A 24,739-nucleotide genomic window follows, 5' to 3' on the forward strand; every position below is an offset into this window, starting at 1 on the left:
GATCAAGGCAAACCCCGCAGGAGCCCACATGGCAGATGCCCCCTTTCGCCCCTTTGAAACCGCGCTCGACCAGGACCGGGCCCTGAGCCTGGTGCGCGAGGCTGTCGCGGGCGCCGACGACGGGGAATTGTTCCTCGAGCGGCGGCGCTCCGAGGTCGTGGCCTTCGACGACGGCCGCCTGCGCACCGCCAGCTACGACGCCGCCGAGGGATTCGGCCTGCGCGCCGTGCGCGGCGACGCGGCGGGCTACGCCCATTCCACCACGATGGACGAACATGCGCTGCGGCGGGCGGTGGCCACCACCCGGCTGGCCGTGGGCGATGGCGGCGGCACCCTGGCCGAGGCGCCGCCGCGCACCAACCGCACGCTCTATACCGACGCCGACCCGATGGAGGACGCGACCTTTCCCGGCAAGGTCGACCTGCTGCGCGAGATCGACGCCTTCGCGCGCGGGCTGGATTCGCGGGTGGTCCAGGTATCGGCCACCCTGGCCGCCTCGATCCAGGAGGTGGCGATCCTGCGCCCCGAAGGCGGGCTGGTGACGGATACGCGGCCGATGTCGCGCCTGAACGTCTCGGTTATCGTCGAAGAGAACGGCCTGCGCGAGACCGGCACCGCCGGGGCCGGCGGCCGCACCGGGCTGATCGGGCTGATCGACCCCGCCCATTGGCAGGCCGCCGCCCGCGAGGCGCTGCGCATCGCGCTGGTCAACCTCACGGCCGAGCCGGCCCCGGCCGGGGTGATGGACGTCGTGCTCGGCCCGGGCTGGCCCGGCATCCTGCTGCACGAGGCCATCGGCCACGGGCTGGAGGGCGATTTCAACCGCAAGGGCACGTCCGCCTTCGCCGGCCTCATGGGCCAGCGGATCGCCGCCCCCGGGGTCACCGTCCTCGATGACGGCACCCTGCCCGACCGCCGCGGCTCGATCACCGTGGATGACGAGGGGACGCCCTCGCACCGGACCACCCTGATCGAGGACGGCATCCTGGTGGGCTACATGCAGGACCGCCAGAACGGCCGGCTGTCGGGGACCGGCACCACGGGCAACGGGCGGCGCGAGAGCTATGCCCATATTCCCATGCCCCGGATGACCAACACCTACATGCTGTCCGGCGACAGCACGCCCGCCGATCTGCTGACCGACGTTCAAGACGGCATCTATGCCGTCGGTTTTGGCGGGGGCCAGGTGGACATCACCAACGGCAAGTTCGTCTTTTCCTGCACCGAAGCCTACCGGGTCCGGGACGGCAAGGTCGGCGCCCCGGTCAAGGGGGCGACGCTGATCGGCGACGGCGCCACCGCGCTGCAGAAGATCCGCGGGATCGGCAACGACATGGCGCTCGATCCCGGCATCGGCAATTGCGGCAAGAACGGCCAGTGGGTGCCGGTGGGCGTGGGCCAGCCGTCACTGCTGATCGGCGGGCTGACGGTGGGCGGCGCGGGCGGCTGATCCTGCGCCCGTGCCCCGGTCGCGTTCGGGGCACGCGGGCGCCGGGTCGGTGTCGACGCGCGAAGAAAATCTCGCCGGAGGCGCGATTCGTTCATCTCTCATTAACCAACACGTTCTAATCAGGGTCCTGCAACAGGCGGAGACCAGGATGGTCGAGGGATCAAATTCTTCCACTCACCCCCCACTCCCACCCACCACGGAAGACGCTTGGCTGGACTGGCTGCGTCTGTTGCGCTCGCGCCGGGTGGGGCCGGTGACCTTTCACAGAATGATGGTCGAGCACGGATCCGCCGCTGACGCGCTGCGGGCGCTGCCCGAGATCGCCCGCGCCGCCGGGATCGACAATTACGCCATCTGCCCCGAGGGTGTCGCGCGGGCCGAGCTCAAATCCGCCCGCACCGCCGGGGCCAGGCCGCTGTTTTACGGCTGCGCCGGGTATCCGCAAGCGCTCGTGGACCTCGCCGACGCGCCGCCGATCCTCTGGGCGATCGGGGACGTGTCGCTGCTCTCGCGTCCGATGACCGCCCTGATCGGTGCCCGCAGCGCCTCGTCGCTGGGCACGCGGATGGCCCGCAAGCTGGCCAAGGACCTCGGCACGGCCGGAGAGGTCATCGTGTCGGGCCTCGCCCGCGGTGTCGATGCCGCCTCCCACGCGGCCGCGCTGGACACCGGGACCATTGCCGTGCTGGCCGGGGGCGTCGACGTCTTCTACCCCGCCGAGAACGCCGACCTCGCCCGCGCCATCGCCCGAACCGGTCTGTTGCTTTCCGAACAGCCCATCGGGATGCAGCCGCAGGCCCGGCATTTCCCCGCCCGCAACCGGATCGTCTCGGGGCTCTCCCGCGCGGTCGTGGTGGTCGAGGCGGCGGCCCGCTCCGGCTCTCTCATCACCGCAAGGCTCGCGCTCGAACAGGGGCGCGAGGTGATGGCCGTGCCCGGTCACCCGATGGATGCCCGCGCGGCGGGCTGCAACATGCTGATCCGGGACGGCGCGCTGCTGGTCCGCTCAGCCGCCGATGTGACCGAGGCGCTGGGGCCGGCCCCTGCCTCTGCGGTGGCCACCCCGACGCCGGCCCCGGCCGCCGGACGTGCCCATACCCCGACCCCGACCGAGGTGCCGGCATCCGACGCCACCCCCCGTCGCCCGCGCAGGCTGCGGGCCATCGCCGAGCTCCATCGCCAGATCCTGGCGCGGCTCGGCCCCTCGCCCATGGCCGAGGATCAATTGATTCGCGATCTGGAGATCGGGCCGGAGCAAGTCGCGCCGGCGCTGACCGACCTGGAGCTTGACGGCAAGATCGCCCGTCAGCCCGGGGGGCTGCTGTCCCGCCCAAGCTGAGGGCTGCCGCAGGCCCCGCCCGGACGCGCCATGACTGGCGCATTGACATTTGCCGGCAGGCCGCCACATGTAACGGCCCCGAGCCCCAAAGGGCCCCGGTCAAGGAGTCCCCATGCCAGTCGTCGTCGTCGAGTCGCCCGCCAAGGCCAAGACAATCAACAAATATCTCGGGTCGGACTATGTCGTTCTCGCCTCCTACGGGCATGTCCGGGACCTGCCGGCCAAGGATGGCTCGGTCGACACCGAGCACGATTTTGACATGAAATGGGAGGTCGGCAGCGACAGCCAGAAACACGTTCGCGCCATCGCCGAGGCCCTCAAGACCGACAACGCGCTGATCCTCGCCACCGACCCCGACCGCGAGGGCGAGGCGATTTCCTGGCACCTGCAGCAGGCCCTGACCAAGCGCCGGTCGATCAAGAAGGATACCGACGTCCGCCGCGTGACCTTCAACGCGATCACCAAGCAGGCGGTCACAGAGGCGATGCAGAACCCGCGCGAGATCGACGCGCCGCTGGTGGAGGCCTATCTCGCCCGCCGGGCGCTCGACTACCTCGTGGGGTTCAACCTGTCTCCGGTGCTGTGGCGCAAGCTGCCGGGTGCACGGTCCGCGGGCCGGGTGCAATCGGTCTGCCTGCGCCTCGTGGTCGAGCGCGAGATGGAGATCGAGGCGTTCAACCCGCAGGAATACTGGACCGTCACGGCGGTGCTGGAGAACCCGCGCGGCCAGACCTTCACCGCGCGGCTGACCACGCTCGCGGGCAAGAAGCTCGACAAGTTCGACCTGGCCAACGCGACCCAGGCCGAGATGGCCGTGCAGGCGGTCACCTCGCGCGACCTCAAGGTCACCAGCGTCGAGGCCAAGCCCGCGACCCGGAACCCGGCCCCGCCGTTCATGACCTCGACCCTTCAGCAGGAGGCGAGCCGCAAGTTCTCGATGGGGGCGCGGCATTGCATGAACGCGGCGCAGCGGCTCTACGAGGCCGGGCTGATCACCTACATGCGGACCGACGGCATCGACATGGCGCCCGAGGCCGTCGCCCAGGCCCGCGACGCGATCGCCGCCCGGTTCGGCAAGGATTACGTGCCGGCCAGCCCGCGCATCTACAAGAACAAGGCCAAGAACGCGCAAGAGGCGCACGAGTGCATCCGCCCGACGGAAATGTCGCTGCATCCCGACGATCTGCGCGTGTCGGAGCCTGACCAGAAGAAGCTCTACGACCTGATCTGGAAGCGCACCATCGCCTCGCAGATGGAGGCCGCCCGGATGGAGCGGACCACCGTCGAGATCGGCAGCGCGGACGGCCAGGTCGGCCTGCGCGCCACCGGCCAGGTGGTGCTGTTCGACGGGTTCATCGCCGTCTACGAGGAGGGGCGCGACGACAGCGTCGTCGACGATGACGACAAGCGCCTGCCCGCCCTGCACGAGGGCGAGCCCACCAAGAAGCACGAGATCACGCCGGACCAGCATTTCACCCAGCCCCCGCCGCGGTTTACCGAGGCGACCCTGGTGAAACGGATGGAAGAGCTGGGGATCGGGCGGCCCTCGACCTATGCCTCGGTGCTGACCACGATCCAGGACCGCGAATACGTCCGCAAGGAAGGCAACCGCCTGTTTCCGGAAGACAAGGGCCGGATTGTCACGATCTTCCTGCTGAATTTCTTTCGGACCTACGTGGGATACGAGTTTACCGCGAACCTTGAGGAAAGCCTCGACGACGTCTCGGCGGGCAGCCGCGACTACAAGGACGTGCTCGCGAATTTCTGGCGCGATTTCCACAAGGCGATCGAAGAGACCTCGGAGCTCCGGATTTCGGAAGTGCTCGACGTGCTGGACGAGGCGCTTGCCCCGCAGCTCTATCCGCCGCGCGAGGACGGGACGGATCCGCGCGTCTGCCCGCTGTGCGGCGAGGGCAACCTGCACCTCAAGACGTCGCGGACCGGCGGGTTCGTGGGCTGCTCGCGCTATCCCGAATGCCGCTACACCCGGCCGATCGGCGGGGGCGAGGAGCAGGCCGAGGACCGTGTGCTGGGCGAGGACCAGGGCGACGAGATCTCGCTCCGGTCGGGGCGGTTCGGCCCCTATGTCCAGCGCGGCGAGGTGACCGAGGAGAACAAGAAGCCCAAACGCGCCAGTCTGCCCAAGGGCTGGCAGGCCGATGAGATGGATCTCGAGAAGGCGCTGACGCTGTTGTCGCTGCCGCGCGAGATCGGACCGCACCCGGAGGACGGGGCGATGATCACCTCGAATTTCGGCCGGTTCGGGCCTTACCTCTTTCACAAGCGTCCCGACGACGCGAAGGGCATCTATGCCAACCTCAAGGATCCCGCGGACGTCTTCGAGATCGGGATGAACCGCGCGGTGGAGCTGCTGGCCGAGAAGCGGGCCAATCCCGGGCGCGGACGCAGCGCGGCCAAGGCCCTGAAAGAGCTGGGGGAGCATCCGTCCGAAGGCGGGCCAGTGAACGTGATGGAGGGCCGCTATGGGCCCTACATCAAGTGGGGCAAGGTCAACGCGACCCTGCCCAAGGGGACCGAACCGGGCGACCTGACGATGGAGCGCGCGGTGGAGCTGATCGCCGAGAAGGCCGGCAAAAAGACCACCAAGAAGGCGCCCGCCAAGAAGGCCGCGGCGAAGAAGGCACCTGCCAAGAAGACTGCGACCAAGAAGCCTGCCACGAAGAAGGCGGACGGCTGACCCCGGGCGGGCCCGAAAATCCTCCGAATTTTCGGCGCACCGAAGCTGGCCTGCGGGCCCGGGGGCCGGCGGGTCAGGGCGTGGGGCGTCCTTGACCGGGCGCGAGGCGGGGCGTTAGCGCTGTCATCGCGGCCGGGGCGGCATTCGGTTTGACTTCCGCCCCCGTCTCCGTAACGTCTGCGCGAAACGGCCCCAGGGGAATTTTCATGCGGAAAATCTACAACTCGGCTGCGGAGGCTCTGGACGGGCTGCTGCACGATGGAATGCTCGTCGCGGCGGGCGGCTTCGGCCTCTGCGGGATCCCGGAATTGCTGATCCAGGCGATTCGGCACAGCGGTGTGAAGGATCTGACCATCGCCTCGAACAATGCCGGCGTGGACGATTTCGGCCTGGGGCTCTTGTTGCAGAGCCGGCAGGTGAAGAAGATGATGTCGTCCTACGTGGGCGAGAACGCCGAGTTCATGCGCCAGTACCTGGCCGGCGAGCTGGAGCTGGAGTTCAACCCGCAGGGCACCCTGGCCGAGCGCATGCGGGCCGCCGGCAGCGGCATCCCCGGGTTTTACACCAAGACCGGCGTGGGCACCTCGATCGCCGAAGGCAAGGAGGTGAAGTCCTTCGACGGCGAGGATTACATCCTCGAGCGCGGGATCTTCGCCGACCTGTCCATCGTCAAGGCCTGGAAGGCCGACGCCACCGGCAATTGCGTGTTCCGCAAGACCGCCCGCAACTTCAACCCGCCCGCCGCCATGTGCGGCAAGGTCTGCGTGATGGAGGTCGAGGAGATCGTGCCCGTGGGCTCGCTCGACCCCGATTCGATCCACCTGCCGGGGATCTATGTCCACAGGCTGGTGCAGGGCGAACACGAGAAGCGGATCGAAAAGCGGACCACCCGCCCCAGCGAGGCGGCATGACATGACCGGGACACCTCTCCAGCCGACCCAGGCGCTCCGGAACCCGGCCGACATCGCCTCGGCCTACCTGGAACAGGCCCGGCCCGTCGCCGAGGCCAAATTCGGCGTGGACGCCGTTCGGGACATTCCCCTGCTCGTCGTGCAAGTCGCCGCCTTGATGGCACAGCTCAACACCACCCAATCTTCGGAGGCGCCGTGATGCCCTGGGACCGCAATCAGATGGCCGCACGCGCGGCGCAGGAGCTTCAGGACGGCACCTACGTGAACCTTGGGATCGGCATCCCGACCTTGGTGCCGAACTTCATCCCCGAAGGCGTCGAGGTGACGCTGCAATCGGAGAACGGGATGCTGGGCATGGGCCCCTTCCCGGTCGAGGGCACGGAAGATCCCGACCTGATCAACGCCGGCAAGCAGACGATCACCGAACTGCCCGAGACCGCTTTTTTCGACAGCGCCATGAGCTTCGGCATGATCCGGGGCGGCAAGATCGCCATGGCGATCCTGGGCGCGATGGAAGTGGCCGAGAACGGGGACCTGGCGAACTGGATGATCCCGGGCAAGCTGGTCAAGGGCATGGGCGGCGCGATGGACCTTGTGGCCGGTGTGCGCCGGGTGGTGGTCGTGATGGATCACACCAACAAGCATGGAGAGAGCAAGCTTCTCAAGGCCTGCACCCTGCCGCTGACCGGCACCGGCGTCGTCGACCGGATCATCACCAATCTCGGTGTTCTGGACGTGGTCGAGGGCGGATTGCGGATCGTGGAGACCGCCGACGGCGTGACCGAGGACGACATCCGCGCCGCGACGGAAGCCACGCTTGTCTGAGCCCGAGGTCGTCCGCGAGGACACCGGATCGAAGGCCCGCTATGTCATCCTCACGCCGGAGGGCGAGGCGGAACTGACCCTCTCGATCCTGTCCGAGAGCCTGGTCATCGCGGATCACACCGCCGTGCCAAAGGCGCTTGAGGGCAAGGGCTATGCCCGGGCTCTGCTAGAGCGGTTGCTGGCGGACGCACGGGCCGAGGGGTTCCGGATCGTGCCGCTTTGTCCTTACGTCAACGCGCAACGGGCCAAGCACCCGGAATGGGCGGAGCTGTTTTCCGTCTGACGGGCGCGGCGTCAGAACCAGGCGCCGAACCACTCTCCCCAGAGGCCGGCGGCGTAGAACATCAGCGACAGGGTGATCAGCAGCAGGCCAACGCCACGCTTGTCCTTGAGGGCAAAGACGATGGGGTCGTAGTCCTGCTTTCCGTACCAGCCCAGGCGCACCATGCGGAACAGCCACCAGGCGATCGGGACAAGCGCCACCCAGAGGATCCATTGATCCGGGTAGAGGGCGCGTCCCTGGTCCGTGAAGGAATAGAGAAAGAAGATCAGCAGCGCGCCGACCATGCCCAGGATCGACACGTTGAGCAGATCCGGCCTGTCCGGGCGGCCATAGCCGCGGCCCGGCAAGGGCGCATCCGAGGTGGCCAGTGTCAGCTCGGTCAGCCGTTTGACGCACCCCAGCGTGATGAAGACCGGGAAAATGAAGATCAACATGAAGACCGACACGTCGACCCCGCTCGCGGCCGCCCCCGCCACCACGCGCAGGGTATAGAGCGCGGCGAGCGTGGCGATGTCGATCCAACGCATCCGCTTGAGCTTGAGCGAATAGGCCAACGACAGGGTCATATAAAGGGCGACGACCCCAAGGAACGCGGGGCCAAGGGCCGCCCCCGCGCCAAGCGCCAGGGCCCCCAGAAGCAAGGTGGCCGCCATGCCCACGCCGATCGGCACCGCCCCGCTTGCGAAGGGCCGTTTGCATTTCTTCGCGTGCAGCCTGTCGGCCTCGAGGTCGAGCAGGTCGTTGACCAGGTAGATGCAGGAGGCAGCCGCCGAGAACGCCGCCATCCCCATCAGCACCAGCAACAAGGTCGCAAGGCCGAACTCGTGCGCCGCGATCACCGGCAGGATCAGCAGCATGTTCTTCACCCATTGATGCGGCCGCATGGCCCTCAGCAGGTCCCGCGGCGTCCAGCCGCCGGCGATCTCGGTCACCGGGCGGCCCGCGCTGCGCAGCCGGCCGGCGGAGCGGCGGTCGCCAACCACGATGGCCCCGGCCCCGCGGGACCAGACGGCCATGTCCGCGGGCGCGTTGCCGGCATAGTCGAACCCGCCCTCACCGTAGGTTTCGACCAGCGCGGCGGCCTTGGCCCCGGACTTGAGGTTTATGCGACCGTCCGAGGCGAAGGCCCGGTCCATCCCGTGATGCGCGGCCAGCAAGCCGACCAGCGACATGTCGGAAGCCGAGGCCAGGGCCACCGGACGCCCCGCGGCACGGGCCGCGTCTGACAGGGCCAGAACCTCGGGCTCCACCGGCAGCAGGTCGACGCGCAGGGGGGCGATCTTCGCCAGCTCCGCCTTGAGCCGGGCGCGATCGCGCCAGTGGCGGGCCACGGCCCCCAGCGTATCCAGCGGCCGCGTGCCCAGCCCGGCCCAGAAACACTCCAGCAGCATGTCGGTGCGCAGGAGGGTGCCATCGGCGTCCAGCACGAGCGGTCGGTCGCTGGCGACGGTCTTCTCGACGGCGGCGGTCATGTTCATCTGGCGACTCCATCCACGGCGAAGACGCAGCCGTCGGTCACGAGTTCGGGCGGCGTCACGCAGAGCCCACGCGCGATGTTCCACGCCGCGAGGACCTTGGGAACATAGGCGCGGGTCTCGGCGAAGGGCGGCACGCCGGCATGGGTCCGCACAGAGCCCTCGCCCGCGTTGTAGCCAGCCAGGACGATGACCGGATCGGCGTCGAACGTGCCCATCAGCCAGTCGAGATAGGCCACGCCGCCCCGGATGTTCTGCACCGGGTCCATGCTGTCGGTGACGTTGAACCGGGCCGCGGTCGGCGGCATGAGCTGCATCAGCCCTTCCGCCCCTGCCCCGCTGACCGCGTCGACGCGGCCCCCGCTTTCGACCGCGATGACGGCCAGGACCAGCGCGGGAGAAACCCTGGTGCCGACGGTCTCGCGCAGGATGTCGCGGCCATGGGTGCGGGCGATATCAGCGAGGCCCTGCAACGCCGGCCCCCGGAACTCGGCGCCGGCGGGGGCTGCATCGAGAGCGCGGAGGCTCTGGTTCAGGCGCCCCGGCCCGGACTCCGACAACAGGGGCGAGATCGTCTGCCAGAACCAGGTGACCTCGGCGGGGGCGGCGGGCATCGCGGCCAGGATCTCGCCCGTCTCGGCGGCGGGCGGGGCCGCGGGGGCGAGGCGGGCGGCCTGGACCGCGGGGTCGATCTGGACATTGATCCGGGCGCCGCCGCCGGATTGGGGCACGCCAACGCGGCGAAAGGTGAAATCCGGCTGCAGCCGATGGGACTCGGCAAGGGCGGCCTGGGGCGCCCCCAACCCGACCATCACGATACAACTGGCGATGAGGCTCTGTCGCATCCCGCCCTGTCCTGCTCTCAATATTTCGTTTCTTGTCTTTGGATATCTTATGCCAGAGACAACCGCCCGGAACCAAGCAGCCAGCGCCTGCCCGGGGCAGCGGAACGCGAAGCGATTCCTTTTTGCAACTGGCCGATCGGCGGTTTTGCCGGCCCCGCGTCGCGCGGAATCGCCAAGGCACGCTACTGCATCCTGCTTAAATTCCTCTAAATGGCCCCAGTATCTCGGCCAAAATGCTCGAATGCGGTCAAAATCCCGCCCCATTCGAAGGGCTATATCATCTCATCCAAGCCGGGGACGGGCCGATTGAGAGGCCGGTCCGACAAGACCCGGTAGGGTAGCAGAAACTGGATCAATTGCCCTGAGGAGGGAAAGCCATGCTGAAGTTCATCAACAAGTTTCGCAACGACGAAGACGGCGCTGTCACGGTCGACTGGGTCGTTCTCACCGCAGCCATCGTGGGTCTCGGCATCGCCGTCATGACCACCGTCGGCGACAGCACTGCCTCGCTGGGCGACAAGATCTCCAGCCAGCTCGACGAACAGACCATCGCAACCTACTGATCTGAATACCTGACAAGGACCTGAAAAAATGATGAAAATTCTTGCAAAATTCCGCCGCGACGAAGACGGCGCCGTGACCGTCGACTGGGTCGTTCTGACCGCCGCGATCGTGGGCCTGGGCATCGCCGTCATGAGCTCGATCGGCACCAGCACCGCCTCGCTGGGCGACAAGATCTCCAGCCAGCTCGACGAGCAGACCATCGCCACCTACTAAGGCGAAGGTGAAGGCCTGGCCTTCCATGAGGGACCGCGTCTTGCGACGCGGTCCTTTCTCGTTTCCAGAGATCGAAACAATTCGATACAAAACCGAAGGTTGTGGAAACACTATGGCGAAAGTCAGCAAATTTCCCGATCCGCTCCGCGGTTTCGCCACATTCCCAAGGCATTTTGAACCGAGCGCCGGCCACCATGCGGCAGCAGACAGGAGTGAACTTGGATGATTGGGAAATTGCTGCGGTTTCTGCGCCGGGAGGAAGGTGCCGTCACGGTCGATTGGGTCGTCCTGATGACGGGCATCGTCGGCCTGGGGATGGCCGTCGGGGTCACCGTTTCGCAAGGAGCGGCCGATCATGGAAGAGCCATCGGCGACTTCATTTCGAGCCAGGAAGTCGCGACCTACTAGGGCTGGCCCCGGCCTGCCACCGACAGGCCCCCACGGCGGCTCGCGGTGGGCGATATGACGGTTTCACCGAGGGGACAGGCATCGCTGCTGTCCTGACAAAAATACGAGAGGTAATGCCATGAGAGCGGTATTCGGACTGGTCCTGATCCTTGGAGTCGGACTCGCGGGGTTCGCGGTCTACATGGCCCAGGGCTATTTCGAGGAAACCCAGGCGCAGCTGGCCGCGCAACGCGCCGCGGCCGCGCAGGCCGTGCCGACCGTCGAGGTGTTCGCAGTCAACCGGTCCATCGCCTACGGCGAGCAGCTTAAGCGCGAGGACGTCGAGGTCATCCGCTACGCCGAGCCGTTCCTGCCCGAAGGCGCGTTCCGGACCGAGGAAGAGCTGTTCCCCGACGGCGACGACGAGCTGCGCGTGGTGCTGCGCCCGATGGAGCCGAACGAGCCCGTGCTCGCGGTCAAGGTCACCGAACCCGGCGAGGATCCGGGCATCACCTCGCGGCTCGGCCGCGGCATGCGCGCCTTCGCGATCCGGGTCGACGTGGCCTCCGGTGTGTCGGGCTTCCTGCGTCCGGGCGACCGGGTGGATGTCTACTGGACCGGACGCGCCATGTCCTCCGGCGGCGGCGTCGAAGAGGTGACGAAGCTGATCGAGAGCAACGTGCGCCTCGTGGCCATCGACCAGCAATCCGACGGATCGTCCTTCAACACGACGATCGCGCGGACGGTGACGGTGGAGGCCACGCCGCAACAGGTGGCCGCCCTCGCCCAGGCGCAATCGACCGGAAGTCTGTCGCTGTCGCTGGTCGGGACGGATGATGATACGGTGGCCGAGGCCATCGAGGTGGATCAGAACCGCCTGCTGGGGATCCCGGATGAGGAAGTCGCGGTCGAGGCCGCCCCGGAGGAGGTCTGCACCATCCGCACCCGTCGCGGCGCCGAAGTGATCGAGATTCCGATCCCCTGCACGAACTAGGCGATCTGCACTTTTCGAACAAATCGGGCGCATCCACCGGATGCGCCCGATTTCGTTCGCGCAGGCTCTTCGCGATCTGTTGCGGTTAATCCACATAAGACTCCCACGGCAACACATTGATTCTTGCAATAAAGGAGCCGCCGGGCAATGCTTATCCAAATGACAGGCGCAAAGCTTGCATCGAGCGTGACATAGAGGCAGGTCACAATGAGATATGACAGATTTATCAAGGCGGCGGTGGCTGGCCTTTCGCTTGCCTTGGCAGCGCCGATGACGGACGCCTCGGCAGAGGTGCTTACGGTCATGCGCGGTGCGCCATCGGGGGCGCTTCAGGTGGCGATGAACAGGGCGGTGGTGGTCGAAAGCGACACGCCCTTTACCGAGGTCTCGATCGCCAACCCGGGCATCGCCGACATCTCCACTCTCTCCGATCGGACGCTGTACGTTCTGGGCAAGGAGCCGGGGCGCACGACCCTGACCCTGCTCGGCGCCGACGGGCGGCTGATCACCAATGTCGAGGTGCAGGTCACCCCCGACATCGACGAATTCAAGGAACGGTTGACGCAGATCCTGCCCGGCGAGGCGATCGAGGTGCGGACCGCCGCCAACGGGATCGTCCTGTCCGGCACGGTCTCCTCCATCACGCGGCTGGACCGGGCGCTGGAGCTGGCCGAACGGTATGCGCCCGACCGGGTGTCGAACCTGATGTCCGTCGGCGGCGTGCAGCAGGTCATGCTCAAGGTGCGTTTCGCGGAAATGCAACGGTCGGTCTCGAAAAGCCTCAGCTCTTCGCTGACCGCACGCGGGACCGCCCTGGGCGACAACCTCGGGCTTGTGGGCGGCAACGGCAGCCTGGTGGGCAACGACTCGATCACGAGCGCCCTCTCCGGTGCCGTGCCCGGGGGCAATGAAAACAACGGCGCGATGCTCTTCGGCTTCAACGCCGGCGGGCTCGAGGTCGGCATCCTGCTGGAAGCGCTGGAAAGCCGGGGCGTTGTGCGCACCCTGGCCGAGCCCAACCTGACGGCGCTTTCGGGCCAGGAGGCGCGGTTCCTCGCCGGCGGCGAGTATCCCGTCCCCGTCAGCCAGGACGGCGGTGCGATCGCCATCGAATACAAGCCCTTCGGCGTGGAGCTGAACTTTACCCCGCGCGTGGTGGACGGCGATATCATCAATCTCCAGCTCGAGGCAGCGGTGTCGTCCATCGACACGACCAACGGCTTCACCCAGGGGGGGTTCACGGTCGACGCCTTCCGCCGCCGCGAGACCTCGACCACGGTCGAGATGCGCGACGGCGAGAGCTTTGCCATCGCCGGCCTGCTGTCGGACGATTTCATGGACCTCAACGGCCAGGTGCCCTTCGTGGGCGACATCCCGGTGCTCGGGGCGCTCTTCCGCTCTGCCGAATACTCGCGTCAGCAGACCGAACTGGTGATCATCGTGACCCCGCACCTGGTGACCCCGACCCGGGGCGAGGCGCTGGCCCTGCCGACGGACCGGGTGCGCCCGCCGACCGAACGGGATCTCTTCCTTTATGGCCGTGTCGCGGCCGAGAATGGCCCCGGTGCCGCTCCCCAGCAGGGCGCCGCGGCCGAAGTCGCCCGTCAGGACTTTTCCGGGTCCTACGGCTATGTGATGGACTAGGAAAGGCGGACGACGGATGAAACCCCTCCTCGTATCCACGGCGGCCCTGATGGCCCTATCCGCTTGTAGCCAGGGCATTTTCCAGGCCGAACGCCCCCGCACCTTCCGCGCCGAGGCCGGCGCCATCGTGGATTCCGGGTTCTTCGGCAACGCGACCATGAACAACACCCTGGTCATGAACGGCGAGCGCGATTTCGCCTATGCCCTGGCCGAGAGGTTCGACGCCGAGGTGCCGGCCACCGTCAATTTCCCGTTCAATTCCGCGCAGATCGGCACCGAGGCGGCCCGTACACTCGATATCCAGGCCGGATGGATGCGGCAATTCCCCGAGGTTCGCTTCTCGGTCTACGGCCACACCGACCTCGTGGGCTCGGACAGCTACAACCAGCGGCTCGGCCAGCGCCGGGCACAGGCCGTGGTCAATTACCTGGTCAGCCGGGGCGTGCCGCGCTCCAGCCTCGTCGCGCTGGTCTCGTTCGGCGAGACCCAGCCCGTGATCCTGACCCAGAACCGCGAGCGGGCAAACCGCCGCACGGTCACCGAGGTTTCGGGCTTCGTGCAGCGCCACCCGACGGTGCTGAACGGACGCTATGCAGAGGTCATCTTCCGCGAATACGTGACCTCGGCGCAGCCCTCGAGCAATCAGGGCGGGGCGGGCGGCGATTTCGCCGGCGGCTGAGAGACTTTTCTTCACCTGTGGTTAATGAATGGGTGGCATCAAGCTGCTCTGTTCAACTGTGACGGCGTGAAGCTTGGAATCGTCAATCGAAACCGCACAATCGCGACTATTGCGCCCCATTCTCGACAGAATCCTCGGCGAAAGTCGATCGCATGGGAAAGGCACGCTCGCATCTGTGGGCCTGATTTCCGGGCGGGATTCGGTCCGCCCGCTGTCAGAGTCACGCCACCCCATTGGAAAGCCCAGACTTTCCGGAAGGACGAGAGGCAATGACCAGCAACGCAGTTCTCCAGCCGGAGGCGCAACCGATTGTCGCCTGCACGATCAGCCGCGACGTTCAGATCTTCGATCTTCTGATCGAGGATATGGAAACCGCGCTCGGCGAAAGCTGGGGCGATCTGGGATTCACCGATGCGCTCGCCTTCCTCGAACAACCCGAGGCGAATGAGCTTCAATTCGTCTGCATTGCCCTCGACGAACAGGACGAGGCCGATCTCAGCCTGATCATCGACATCATCGCGGCGGCCAAGGCCCGGAACGTCAAGGTCATCATCGTGGCCGAGGATGTCAGCCCCGCCTCGCTTCATCAGCTGCTGCGCGAGGGCGGCAACGAATTCGTGCCCTACCCCCTGCCCGAGAACGAGCTGTCGCAGGCGATCGACCGGGTGCTGGCCCCGCCTGCCGAGGCCACGATCCCCGAACGGCAGGCCCCCAACATCAAGGCCGAGGGCGACCGCAACGGCGTCGTGATCCCGATCCACGGCATGGCCGGCGGCACCGGCTCAACCACGCTCGCCGTGAACCTCGCGTGGGAGCTGGCGACGATCGACGCCAAGAACGCCCCCCGGGTCTGCCTGCTGGACCTCGACCTGCAGTTCGGCTCCGCCTCCACCTATCTCGACCTGCCCCGGCGCGAGGCCGTGTTCGAGCTTCTGTCCGACACCGAGGCGATGGACGGCGAGAGTTTCATCCAGGCGCTGATGACCTATGACGACAAGTTGCACGTGCTCACCGCGCCGTCCGAGCTCATTCCGCTCGATCTGGTCACCTCCGACGACGTGCGCCGGGTGATCGACATGGCGCGGGCGAATTTCGACTACGTCATCATCGACATGCCAACCACCATGGTGGAATGGTCGCAGGCCGCGCTCGACGCCGCGCATGTCTATTTCGCGATGATCGAGATGGACATGCGCTCGGCCCAGAACACGCTGCGGATCAAGCGGGCGCTCCAGGCCGAGGATCTGCCGTTTTCCAAGTTCCGCTTCGTCCTGAACCGGGGCCCCAAGTTCACCGATCTGAGCGGCAAGGCGCGCGTCAAACGCCTGGCCGACAGCCTGGGCATCTCGATCGAGGTGCAATTGCCCGACGGGTCGCGCGAGGTCACCCAGATCAACGACCAGGGCGTGCCCCTGGCTGTCGCCAAGCCGAAAAACCCCCTGCGCAAAGAGATCGCGAAGCTCGCCGCTCAAGTGCACGAGGTCAACCACTCCGAAGCCGTCAAGAAGGGCTGAGGACCAGCTAGAGTAGGTCTGTCGCATGTTTTCCAAGTACAAGAAGGCCGGCCCTGCCAAGCCGGCCGATGTGCCCGCCTCTCCGCAGGCGGCAAACACCGTGACCACCCCCCGGACCGGCGGCGAGGCGGCCGCGCCACAAGCTGCCCCCGCTTCGGCGGAACGGGCCTCGATGCTGAAACAGGTTCCGCGGCGCGACGCCAAGCCCGCCCCCGCCGACAAGGAAAAGAAGCGCAAGGAGCGGCTGGGCGAGATCAAGCTCGAGGTGCACAAGGCGCTGCTCGACAACCTCAACCTCTCCGCGCTCGAAGGCGCCTCGGAACAGGACCTCCGGGCCGAGATCAGCGCCATCGCGACCGAAACGCTCGAAGAGCTCGGCGTCGTGCTGAACCGCGAGGAACGGCAGACCCTGCACCAGGATCTCTACTTCGAGGTGACCGGCCTCGGCCCGCTGGAGCCGCTGCTCAAGGACGACACGATCAACGACATCCTGATCAACGGCCCTCAGCAGATCTTCATCGAGCGCGACGGCAAGCTCGAGCTGAGCGAGGTCACCTTCAAGGACGAACGCCACCTGCTGCGGATCATCGACAAGATCGTCTCGGCGGTCGGCCGGCGCGTGGACGAAAGCAACCCCTACGTCGACGCCCGCCTCGCGGACGGCTCACGTTTCAACGCCATGGTCTCGCCGATCGCGGTGGACGGCAGCCTCGTTTCCATCCGGAAGTTCAAGAAGGACAAGCTGGGCATCGAAGAGCTGGTGAAATACGGCGCCTTCTCCGAGGAGATGGCGGCCTACCTCCAGGCCGCGGTCGCGACCCGGCTGAACGTCATCGTCTCGGGCGGCACCGGTTCGGGCAAGACCACGACGCTCAACGCGCTGTCCTCCTTCATCGACAATTCCGAGCGGATCCTTACGATCGAGGATACGGCCGAACTCCAGCTGCAACAGATCCACGTCGGCCGGATGGAAAGCCGCCCCGCCAACGTCGAGGGCCGCGGCGCGGTCAGCCAGCGCGATTGCCTCAGGAACGCCCTGCGGATGCGTCCCGACCGCATCATCGTCGGCGAGACCCGCGGCGAGGAAGTCATCGACATGTTGCAGGCCATGAACACCGGCCACGACGGGTCGATGACCACGATCCACGCGAACTCCGCCCGCGATGGCATCAGCCGTCTTGAAAACATGGTCGCGATGGCCGGGATCGAGATGCCGCTCAAGGCGGTGCGGTCTCAGATCGCCAGCGCCGTCAACCTGATCGTGCAGGCCAGCCGCCTGCAGGACGGCTCGCGCCGGATGGTGTCGATCACCGAGGTGACGGGGATGGAGGGCGACGTGATCTCGATGCAGGAAGTGTTCCGCTTTCAGCGCGTCGGCCTCACGCCCGAGAACAAGATTATCGGCCACTACACGGCCACCGGTGTCCGCAGTCATTTCTCCGAGCGATTCAAGCTCTGGGGCTTCGATCTGCCCGCCGCAATCTACGAACCCTCCATTGATTGAGGCATAGACATGTCGATCTCCGCCGAACCGCTGATCTACGGGCTCATCTTCATCGCCGTCCTGGTGATGGTCGAGGGGATCTATCTGACCGTCTTCGGCAAGTCGATCTCGCTGAACAGCAAGGTCAACCGTCGTCTGGACCTGCTCGAAAAGGGGCAGGGCCGCGACAAGGTGCTCGAACAACTCCGCAAGGAGATGTCGCAGCACATGAAAAGCCAGTCGATCCCGATCTACTCGCTGCTCGCGGCCAAGGCGCAGAAGGCCAACATCGCCTTTTCGCCCACCCAGCTGATCATGGTCATGGCGCTTCTGGCCGGCGTCGCCTTCGTCGGCCTGACGCTGAAGACCGAGGCCGGGCTGGCGGTGCGGATCGGCGTGTCGATCGCCATGGGCGTGGGCGGCGTCTTCATGTGGGTGAACAACAAGGCCAAGAAACGGCTCAGCCTGCTGGAAGAGCAATTGCCCGACGCGGTTGAACTCATGGTGCGCAGCCTGCGGGTGGGGCATCCGTTCTCCTCCGCCGTCAGCATCGTCGCCAAGGAAGTCGCCGACCCGCTGGGCACCGAGATGGGCGTGATCGCCGATGAATCCGCCTATGGCCGCGACATCGGCGAAAGCCTCAAGTCGATGGCCGAGCGGATGGACATGCAGGATCTGCGCTTTCTCGCGGTCGCCGTGACGATCCAGCAGCAATCGGGCGGCAACCTGGCCGAGATCCTCGACGGCCTGGCCAAGGTGATCCGGGCGCGCTTTCGCCTGTTCCGCAGGGTGAAGGCCATCACGGCAGAGGCCAAGTGGTCCGGCGTCTTCCTGTCGATCTTTCCGCTGCTCTGTCTGGTCGGCATCAACGTGATGCAGCCGGATTACTACGACGACGTGATGGAGACGTCGGCCTTCATCCCGGCCTGTCTGGTGGTCGCAGCTTTCCTCGTGACGAATGTCCTCGTCATGCGGAACCTGGTCAACATCAAGGTCTGAGGTCCACACATGGAATACATCGACGCAGCTCAGGCCTATCTGACCGAGACGCTCGGTCCGCTCGGCCCGCTCATCGCGGTCGGCGGCCTCGGTGTCGTGCTGATCCTGCTGACCCTGCCGATCATGCTCAAGAAGCAGGACGACCCGCTCGACCGGTTGCGGCGCAGTCAGGACACGGAAAGCCGCGACCTGATCGAGGCGACGCGGCTGCGCCAGAAGAAGGGCACGGACAAGCTCGACAAGTTCTCGAACTTCCTCGAGCCGCAGGACAAGGCCGAGTATTCCGCGGTCCAACTCAAGCTCCTGCAGGCCGGCTACCGCACCAAGAACGCGGTGCGGCTCTATCATTTCGCCCAGTTCGCCCTGGGCATCCTGTTCCTGCTGGGCGGGGTCGCCTATGCGATCCTCCAGACCCAGACGGGCGAGCCCACGACCCAGGCCACGATGCTCTCGATCATCCTGCCCGGGGCCGCCGGCTACATGCTGCCGAAATACTGGGTGAACAAGCGCCAGCAGGAACGCACAAAAGAGATCGAGAACGGGTTCCCGGACAGTCTCGACATGATGCTCGTCTGCGTCGAAGCGGGCCAGTCCCTGGACCAGGCCATCATTCGCGTCGCAAAGGAGCTCAAGACCGGCTTTCCCGCGCTCAGTTGGGAATACGAGCTGGTCGCCTACGAGATGAAGGCCGGCAAGGACAAGACCAGCGTTCTCAAGGACATGGCGGAGCGGTGCGGGGTTCCTGACGTCTCGTCCTTCGTGACCGTGCTGGTCCAGTCGCAGCAATTCGGCACTTCGATCGCCGACGCCCTGCGTATCTACGCGGCGGAGATGCGTGACAAGCGCGTGATGCGGGCCGAGGAGAAGGCCAACACCCTGCCCACCAAGATGACGCTCGCGACGATGATGCTGACGGTGCCGCCGCTTCTGATCATCCTCATCGGGCCGTCGGTCTTCGACATCTACGAAAACCTCGTCCTGGGCGCCGCGGCCCCCTGACCGTTCCGCCGAGGTGAGCGACAGGCACGGCGCACCGTGTGCGCCCCCGCTTTGCCTTGCACAGCCCCGCCGAGCCCGTCAGACTCGGGAAAATCGGTACAAAGTACAGGCCATGCGCGCAGCCTTCATTTTCCTTCTGGCGACCTTGTCGGCCTGCGGCCTTCAGCCGCGCGAAGACCGGCTCGACGCGCCGGGCCTCTCGCGGCGGGGCGAGGCCGAGGATCAGCTGATCGTCGGCCACCGCCTGATGGCCGCGGGGCAGTACGAACTCGCCCTTGACGCCTTCACCCGCGCGGCCGGCCGACAGGGGATCAACGCCGACACGCTCTCGGCGCTCGGCTCCGCCAACCTCCGGCTGGGTCGGCTCGGCCAGGCGGAACAGCTGCTCAGGCGCGCCGTCGAGCAAGAACCGGATTTCGCCGAAGCCTGGAACAACCTCGGCGTGATCCTGATGGAGAAGGGCGAAGTGCCCGAAGCCGCACAGGTATTCCGTCGCGCCTTTGCAACGGACAACGGCCAATCGGTGGCGATTCGCGACAACCTGCGCTTGGCGCTATCAAAACTCGAGAATTCGGGATACGGTGACAGAAATGACAACAGCGACTTCAGGCTGGTGCAACGTGGAAGCGGGGATTTCCTGCTGACGCGGCAAGACGGATAGGCGGCGAAAGACCGTTCCGGACCTGAGGCGAGAGAGCAGTAAGAGGATGCAGGCAGGATGCGTCACCCCCATGTCTTGAGTCTCCTTGTTCTGGGGACGATCGGCCTTTCGGCCTGCGAACGTTCGGGCGAAGCCGAGGTCAACCGGGCCCTTCAGGACCTGAACGTCGCGGACGAAAGCAATCTGAACGATGTCATGCTGACGGTCGCGGAGCCAGCCGAGGCGGTGTCCTATTTCACCCGCGCCGTCGCCAACGAACCCGGGCGGATCGACCTGCAGCGCGGCCTGGCCAAGGCGCTTGTCCGCGCCGACCGGCCGCAGGACGCGATCACTGCCTGGCAGACGGTGACGAGCAGCTCCGCCGCCACCTATGAGGACAGTGTCGACCATGCCGATGCCCTCATCCGCGCCAACCGCTGGGACGAGGCCGAGGCGATCCTCGACACGATCCCGCCCACACACGAGACCTACCGCCGCTATCGCCTCGAGGCGATGATCGCGGACAGCAACGAGCAATGGCAGGACGCAGACGCCTTCTACGAGATCGCGGTCGGTCTGACGACCACCCCGGCCTCGGTTCTCAACAACTGGGGGTATTCCAAGCTGACCCGCGGCGAGTTCCCCGGTGCGGAGCGGCTTTTCGTGGATGCCATCCGCAACGATCCACAGCTTTTCACCGCCAAGAACAACCTGATGCTCGCCCGCGGCGCGCAGCGGAACTACGACCTGCCGGTGATCCCGATGACACAGGTGGAGCGGGCGCAATTGCTGCACACGCTCGCTCTGGCGGCGATCAAGCAGAACGACGTCTCCATCGGGCGCGGCCTGCTGCGCGAGGCGATCGACACCCATCCGCAGCATTTCGAAGAGGCCGTGCGTTCGCTCCGCGCCCTCGAAGCCAACGTGCAGAACTGAGCCGGTGACGACCGAGGCTTTCGCGGCTGCGTGCCTTGCGCCCTTTGTCCTGCCGATCTGCCTCTACGTGGCCTTCACCGACCTCAAGCAGATGCGGATCACCAACCAGGCCGTCACGGCGCTGGTCGTCGTGTTCGCAATCGGCGGGCTGATCCTCTATCCGTTTCCCGACTACCTCTGGCGGTGGCTGCACCTGGTCGTGGTATTGGTCGTGGGCATCGTGCTGAACATGGGCGGGGCGCTTGGTGCGGGCGACGCCAAGTTCATGGCCGCGGCCGCCCCCTTCGTGGCCCTCGCAGATATCGGCCTTGCCTCTTGGCTGCTGGCCGGGACGGCGGTATCCGGCTTCATCGCGCACCGGATCGCGCGGGGCACACGGCTGCGCGAGCTGGCGCCCGGATGGGAGAGCTGGACCGCGGGCAAGCGCTTTCCCATGGGCTTTCCGCTCGGCGCGACGCTGGCCGCCTACCTTCTGATCACCGCCTTCCGACCGGTCTGAGGCGCCCTGCCCCGGCTCAAGGCTCTTCGGCTGCCGGGCCGCCCAGGGGTTCGGGCATGATCGGCACGTCCACCTCATCGTCCGGGTCGGTCAGGCCCGGCGCCTCGATCTCGGGCTCGACGGCGTCCGGGGCGCCCGGCGGCGCGGTGACGTCTACCTCCCCCGAAGGATCGGCGGCCTCGGATGCGGCGCGCGGCAAGGCGGCGGGAGCTTCGGGCGCGGGGTCGGGGACCGGGACCTCGGCCGCGCCGGCGACGGCGCCGATCCGGTAGAGGGTATAGAGCGCCGTGCGCCGCACCTCGGTCAGGTCATCCGTGCCGCGGGAATTGAGAGACGACAGGATCCTGGACTGGGTCGTGGGCGAGATCGGGCAGGTCGGCACGATGATGAAATCGGCGGCTTCCAGCCCCGGCAAACCGCTGTAATACCACGGCGCCCCGCCCGGCAGCGGGCTCAGGTCACCAAAGAGCCAGAACGACGACAGCAGGTCGGCCACAAAGATCGGCCGCCCGCCGTAGCCCGCATCCTCGAGGTCGCGGGCGACAGCGTCGAAGACCGCAATCAGCCCCAGTTCGAGCGAGCAATAGGCCCGGGTCTCGCCCATGAAGATGACGGGATCGGTGCGGTCTTCTTCCGGGCGGAAGGCGGGCAGGCCGAGGTCGGGCGCCTCGACCGGGACCTTGATGTCGGTGCGCCGGGCCCGGATCGCCGCGGCGTGGATATCGGCGTTCACACCCCCGCGCGGCAGGACCGGCACATATTTCGTCGTATCGAGGAAGTAGTGCCGGAAGGGCGAATAGGCGAGGTTCAGGAACGACGGCGCGGTCAGCGCCAGCACCACCGCCGCCGTCCCCCCAAGGGCGGCCTTGTGCGTCAGCCCAAAGCCGTTGCGCCCCTCGCTCGCGGGCTTGAGCGACAGCAGCAGCACCGCGAGCAGCAGCAGCCATTGCGGGTCGTTGCCGAAGTTCTGGAAGGTCACATAGATGAACCCCGGGATCAGCAGCAGCACGATCAGCCCGCCCGTCTCCGCCCCCGCCTGGCGCAGGAAGACCACCGAGGCGAGCGCGGCCAGCGTGCCGCCCAGATAGGCGGTGCCCGCGACCACGTCCGACAGCGGCAGCCCAGGCCGCGGCCGGGTGGAGGAGCCCGCGACCTCGCGCAGGTCCGAGAAATAGGCGAGCCAGAAGGACGGCCCCAGCAGAACGGTCATCGCGCCGACCACGACGAGACCGGCGATCAGCGCCACGGCCAGGGCCCGGCGCTGGCCGGTCAGGACCAGCGCGATCAGCACCGGCGGGGCGAAGGCCACGAAATAGGTCACCTTGATCAGCGCGACGACCGCCATGCAGAGCCCGATGACCAGCCCGTCGGCCGTGCCGGTGCCCTTGCCGAACGGCGGGATCAGCGCCGCGACGATGGCGATGAAGACCAGCGCCCAGGCCCAGCGGTTGTAATGCATCGAGATCGAGAGCGCCGGCGTCGCCTCGCCATGAACCAGCGCCAGCATCAGAACCATGACGAACAGGGTCAGCAGCATCGCCGGCCCCCGGGCCAGGCGCGTCGCGCCGACCCACCAGACTGCCGGCGCGACCAGCGCGGCCGAGAGCACCTGCGCCCAGAGCACCGCGTGGCCAATGCCCATGCCGACCGCGACCAGAAGCGCCATCGGGGCGAAGGCGAGCATGCCGATCGGGGTCATGAAATCCAAGTGCGGCAGGTCTCCGCTCGCCATCCGCAGCGTGATCTGCATGAGGTGCAAGAGGTCGCCCTCGTGCTTGCCCAGGTAGAGGCCGCCCTTCAGAACGGCCGCGCCGCCCAGGACAAGCAGCAGCAGCGCAAGCCATGCCGCCAGCTGAATAGCTCCAATTCGAAACATGCTCGCCTCTTTCGCAGGTTTATCCATTTTTTGGCCACAATACTCAGCGATTGAGGGGGAACAAAGCGCCAAGACGGCTGCCCGGGTCTCCCACCGCTCGCGCTGCCCGTTGGCCACATGAACACGAACGCAAGAATGAGTCGCCCCATGAACATGCAAACAGGCAATGTCCTGGCGCCCAATCCGCCCAAAACCCTCGCGGCCATGCAGATTCCCGTGGTCATGATGCGAGACATCGTGCTCAAGACCATGTTTCGAAGGAACGTGGCGATGGTGACCGAGATCGCGAAATCGGTCTGCCTGCCGCCCAACGTCACCCAGGAGTTGATCGACATGGGCCGCGCCCAGGGGTTGATCGAGGCGATGGGCACCCTGAAGGCCACCGCCGTCAACAACGAGATGGAATACCAGCTGACCGAAAGCGGCAAGGCCCGCTCGCTCGATGCGCTAGCCCAGTCGGAATACTTCGGGGCGATGCCCGTCCCGCTCGAGGTGTACCGCGAACAGGTTCAGCGCCAGTCGATCCGGAACATTCAGATGGGCCGCGACCAGTTGCTGTCGGCCATGGGGCACCTGATCCTGCCGCCGCAGCTGATCGACCAGCTGGGGCCGGCGGTGGGCTCGGGCCACTCGATCCTCATGTACGGCCCGCCCGGCAACGGGAAATCCTCGATCTCCAACGGGATCCGCGATGCCCTGGGCGACAAGATCTACGTGCCCCGCGCGATCGAATATTCCGGCCAGGTGATCACGGTCTACGACCCGATCGTCCATGCCTCGGTCGAGGAGGACGTGGACGACCCCAATTCCCTGCGCCGCACCTCGGGCCGCTACGACACCCGCTATGTCCGCTGCGAACGCCCGACAGTGATCACCGGGGGGGAGCTCTCGCTGTCCATGCTCGACCTGGTCTACAACCCGACTGCGCGGACCTACCAGGCGCCGCTCCAGCTGAAATCCTCGGGCGGCGTGTTCATCGTCGACGACCTCGGCCGCCAGGCAGAGCCTCCGCAGGCGCTGGTCAACCGCTGGATCGTCCCGCTGGAGGAGAACAAGGACATCCTGGCGCTGCAATCGGGCGAGAAATTCGAGGTGCCGTTCGACACGCTGGTGATCTTCTCCACCAACTTCCACCCCAACGAGATCTTCGACAAGGCGGCCCTGCGGCGGATCTTCTTCAAGATCAAGATCGACGGACCCAATCAGGAGGATTTCCTCAAGATCTTCGCCATGATCGCCCGCAAGAAGAAGATGCCGCTGGACGAAAAGGCCCTGCTGCACCTGCTCAACAACAAGTATCCGCAGATCAACAACAATTACGCGAACTACCAGCCGGTCTTCCTGATCGACCAGATGATTTCGATCTGCGACTTCGAGGGCATTCCCTACCAGATGACCCCCGAGCTGATCGACCGGGCCTGGGCCAACATGTTCGTGCGCGACGAAAGCATCGTCCACTAGGCTTGGCGGACGCAGGGTCGGGCTT

General features: G+C 66.4%; 24 protein-coding genes. 21 read left to right on the top strand and 3 right to left on the bottom strand.

All coding sequences use genetic code 11. The features are described from left to right. Positions 1-28: 28 nt before the first annotated feature. From ROA7023_RS10770 to ROA7023_RS10800, 7 genes are all read left to right on the top strand, one after another. Positions 29-1,450: a TldD/PmbA family protein gene (locus ROA7023_RS10770; RefSeq protein ID WP_085879045.1), complete on the top strand. Its 1,422-nt coding sequence runs from the start codon at positions 29-31 to the stop codon at positions 1,448-1,450. A 148-nt stretch (positions 1,451-1,598) separates the two neighbouring features. Then, a complete protein-coding gene (dprA, locus tag ROA7023_RS10775) occupies positions 1,599-2,789 on the top strand; it encodes a DNA-processing protein DprA (RefSeq protein WP_085879046.1) in 1,191 nt (396 codons plus the stop codon). Positions 2,790-2,901: 112 nt separating this feature from the next. After that, a complete protein-coding gene (topA, locus tag ROA7023_RS10780) occupies positions 2,902-5,487 on the top strand; it encodes a type I DNA topoisomerase (protein WP_085879047.1) in 2,586 nt (861 codons plus the stop codon). A gap of 206 nt (positions 5,488-5,693) precedes the next feature. Then, positions 5,694-6,398, top strand: a complete 705-nt coding sequence (locus tag ROA7023_RS10785) for a CoA transferase subunit A (RefSeq protein ID WP_085879048.1) — start codon at positions 5,694-5,696, stop codon at positions 6,396-6,398. 1 nt (position 6,399) lies between these two features. Further along, positions 6,400-6,597 carry a hypothetical protein gene (locus ROA7023_RS10790; RefSeq protein ID WP_085879049.1) on the top strand — a complete coding sequence of 66 codons (198 nt, stop codon included), beginning with the start codon at positions 6,400-6,402 and terminating at the stop codon, positions 6,595-6,597. Continuing rightward, entirely contained in the window at positions 6,597-7,223 is a 627-nt protein-coding gene (locus tag ROA7023_RS10795) for a 3-oxoacid CoA-transferase subunit B (protein ID WP_085879050.1), read from the top strand. Before ROA7023_RS10790 ends, ROA7023_RS10795 begins: the two co-directional genes overlap by 1 nt. Further along, positions 7,216-7,506 carry a GNAT family N-acetyltransferase gene (locus ROA7023_RS10800; protein ID WP_085879051.1) on the top strand — a complete coding sequence of 97 codons (291 nt, stop codon included), beginning with the start codon at positions 7,216-7,218 and terminating at the stop codon, positions 7,504-7,506. The genes ROA7023_RS10795 and ROA7023_RS10800 overlap by 8 nt, the downstream gene beginning before the upstream one ends. An 11-nt stretch (positions 7,507-7,517) precedes the next feature. On the opposite strand, the gene ROA7023_RS10805 is transcribed toward ROA7023_RS10800, so the two are convergent. Next, on the bottom strand, positions 7,518-8,984 hold the full coding sequence (locus ROA7023_RS10805) for a UbiA family prenyltransferase (protein ID WP_306372485.1): 1,467 nt from the start codon (positions 8,982-8,984) through the stop codon (positions 7,518-7,520). After that, positions 8,981-9,826 carry a lytic transglycosylase domain-containing protein gene (locus tag ROA7023_RS10810; protein ID WP_085879053.1) on the bottom strand — a complete coding sequence of 282 codons (846 nt, stop codon included), beginning with the start codon at positions 9,824-9,826 and terminating at the stop codon, positions 8,981-8,983. Before ROA7023_RS10810 ends, ROA7023_RS10805 begins: the two co-directional genes overlap by 4 nt. 377 nt (positions 9,827-10,203) lie before the next feature. Here ROA7023_RS10810 and ROA7023_RS10815 point away from each other — a divergent pair, with 377 nt between their 5' ends. From ROA7023_RS10815 to ROA7023_RS10875, 13 genes are all read left to right on the top strand, one after another. Further along, positions 10,204-10,389, top strand: coding sequence for a Flp family type IVb pilin (locus ROA7023_RS10815; protein ID WP_085879054.1), 186 nt, complete (start codon positions 10,204-10,206; stop codon positions 10,387-10,389). Positions 10,390-10,417: 28 nt separating this feature from the next. Continuing rightward, complete coding sequence (locus ROA7023_RS10820) at positions 10,418-10,603, top strand: Flp family type IVb pilin (protein WP_085879055.1); 186 nt, start codon at positions 10,418-10,420, stop codon at positions 10,601-10,603. 222 nt (positions 10,604-10,825) lie between these two features. Then, positions 10,826-11,011 (top strand): hypothetical protein, encoded by a 186-nt coding sequence (locus ROA7023_RS10825; protein WP_085879056.1) that lies wholly within the window; start codon positions 10,826-10,828, stop codon positions 11,009-11,011. Positions 11,012-11,129: 118 nt separating this feature from the next. Beyond that, the gene (cpaB, locus tag ROA7023_RS10830) at positions 11,130-11,984 is read left to right on the top strand and encodes a Flp pilus assembly protein CpaB (protein ID WP_085879057.1); all 855 of its coding nucleotides are present in this window, start codon (positions 11,130-11,132) and stop codon (positions 11,982-11,984) included. A 207-nt stretch (positions 11,985-12,191) separates the two neighbouring features. Then, positions 12,192-13,628, top strand: coding sequence for a type II and III secretion system protein family protein (locus ROA7023_RS10835; RefSeq protein ID WP_085879058.1), 1,437 nt, complete (start codon positions 12,192-12,194; stop codon positions 13,626-13,628). A 16-nt stretch (positions 13,629-13,644) separates the two neighbouring features. After that, positions 13,645-14,307 carry an OmpA family protein gene (locus tag ROA7023_RS10840; RefSeq protein ID WP_085879059.1) on the top strand — a complete coding sequence of 221 codons (663 nt, stop codon included), beginning with the start codon at positions 13,645-13,647 and terminating at the stop codon, positions 14,305-14,307. A gap of 269 nt (positions 14,308-14,576) precedes the next feature. Continuing rightward, positions 14,577-15,821, top strand: a complete 1,245-nt coding sequence (locus ROA7023_RS10845) for a CpaE/TadZ family protein (RefSeq protein ID WP_085879060.1) — start codon at positions 14,577-14,579, stop codon at positions 15,819-15,821. Between the two features lie 25 nt (positions 15,822-15,846). Continuing rightward, positions 15,847-17,325 (top strand): TadA family conjugal transfer-associated ATPase, encoded by a 1,479-nt coding sequence (locus tag ROA7023_RS10850; RefSeq protein ID WP_085879061.1) that lies wholly within the window; start codon positions 15,847-15,849, stop codon positions 17,323-17,325. Between the two features lie 9 nt (positions 17,326-17,334). Beyond that, on the top strand, positions 17,335-18,303 hold the full coding sequence (locus ROA7023_RS10855; RefSeq protein ID WP_085879062.1) for a type II secretion system F family protein: 969 nt from the start codon (positions 17,335-17,337) through the stop codon (positions 18,301-18,303). 9 nt (positions 18,304-18,312) lie between these two features. Then, positions 18,313-19,302 (top strand): type II secretion system F family protein, encoded by a 990-nt coding sequence (locus ROA7023_RS10860; RefSeq protein WP_085879063.1) that lies wholly within the window; start codon positions 18,313-18,315, stop codon positions 19,300-19,302. Between the two features lie 112 nt (positions 19,303-19,414). Further along, positions 19,415-19,963: a tetratricopeptide repeat protein gene (locus ROA7023_RS10865; protein ID WP_085879064.1), complete on the top strand. Its 549-nt coding sequence runs from the start codon at positions 19,415-19,417 to the stop codon at positions 19,961-19,963. A gap of 57 nt (positions 19,964-20,020) precedes the next feature. Then, positions 20,021-20,878, top strand: a complete 858-nt coding sequence (locus ROA7023_RS10870) for a tetratricopeptide repeat protein (RefSeq protein WP_085879065.1) — start codon at positions 20,021-20,023, stop codon at positions 20,876-20,878. Between the two features lie 4 nt (positions 20,879-20,882). Continuing rightward, positions 20,883-21,377, top strand: coding sequence for a prepilin peptidase (locus ROA7023_RS10875; protein ID WP_143535520.1), 495 nt, complete (start codon positions 20,883-20,885; stop codon positions 21,375-21,377). A gap of 16 nt (positions 21,378-21,393) precedes the next feature. On the opposite strand, the gene ROA7023_RS10880 is transcribed toward ROA7023_RS10875, so the two are convergent. After that, positions 21,394-23,253 (bottom strand): hypothetical protein, encoded by a 1,860-nt coding sequence (locus ROA7023_RS10880; RefSeq protein WP_085879066.1) that lies wholly within the window; start codon positions 23,251-23,253, stop codon positions 21,394-21,396. A 147-nt stretch (positions 23,254-23,400) separates the two neighbouring features. Between ROA7023_RS10880 and ROA7023_RS10885 the strand changes: the two genes are divergently transcribed. Beyond that, the gene (locus tag ROA7023_RS10885; protein ID WP_085879067.1) at positions 23,401-24,714 is read left to right on the top strand and encodes a DUF8689 domain-containing protein; all 1,314 of its coding nucleotides are present in this window, start codon (positions 23,401-23,403) and stop codon (positions 24,712-24,714) included. Positions 24,715-24,739: the final 25 nt, after the last annotated feature.

This window comes from Roseisalinus antarcticus (assembly GCF_900172355.1).
In the GTDB taxonomy this organism is placed as follows: domain Bacteria; phylum Pseudomonadota; class Alphaproteobacteria; order Rhodobacterales; family Rhodobacteraceae; genus Oceanicola; species Oceanicola antarcticus_A.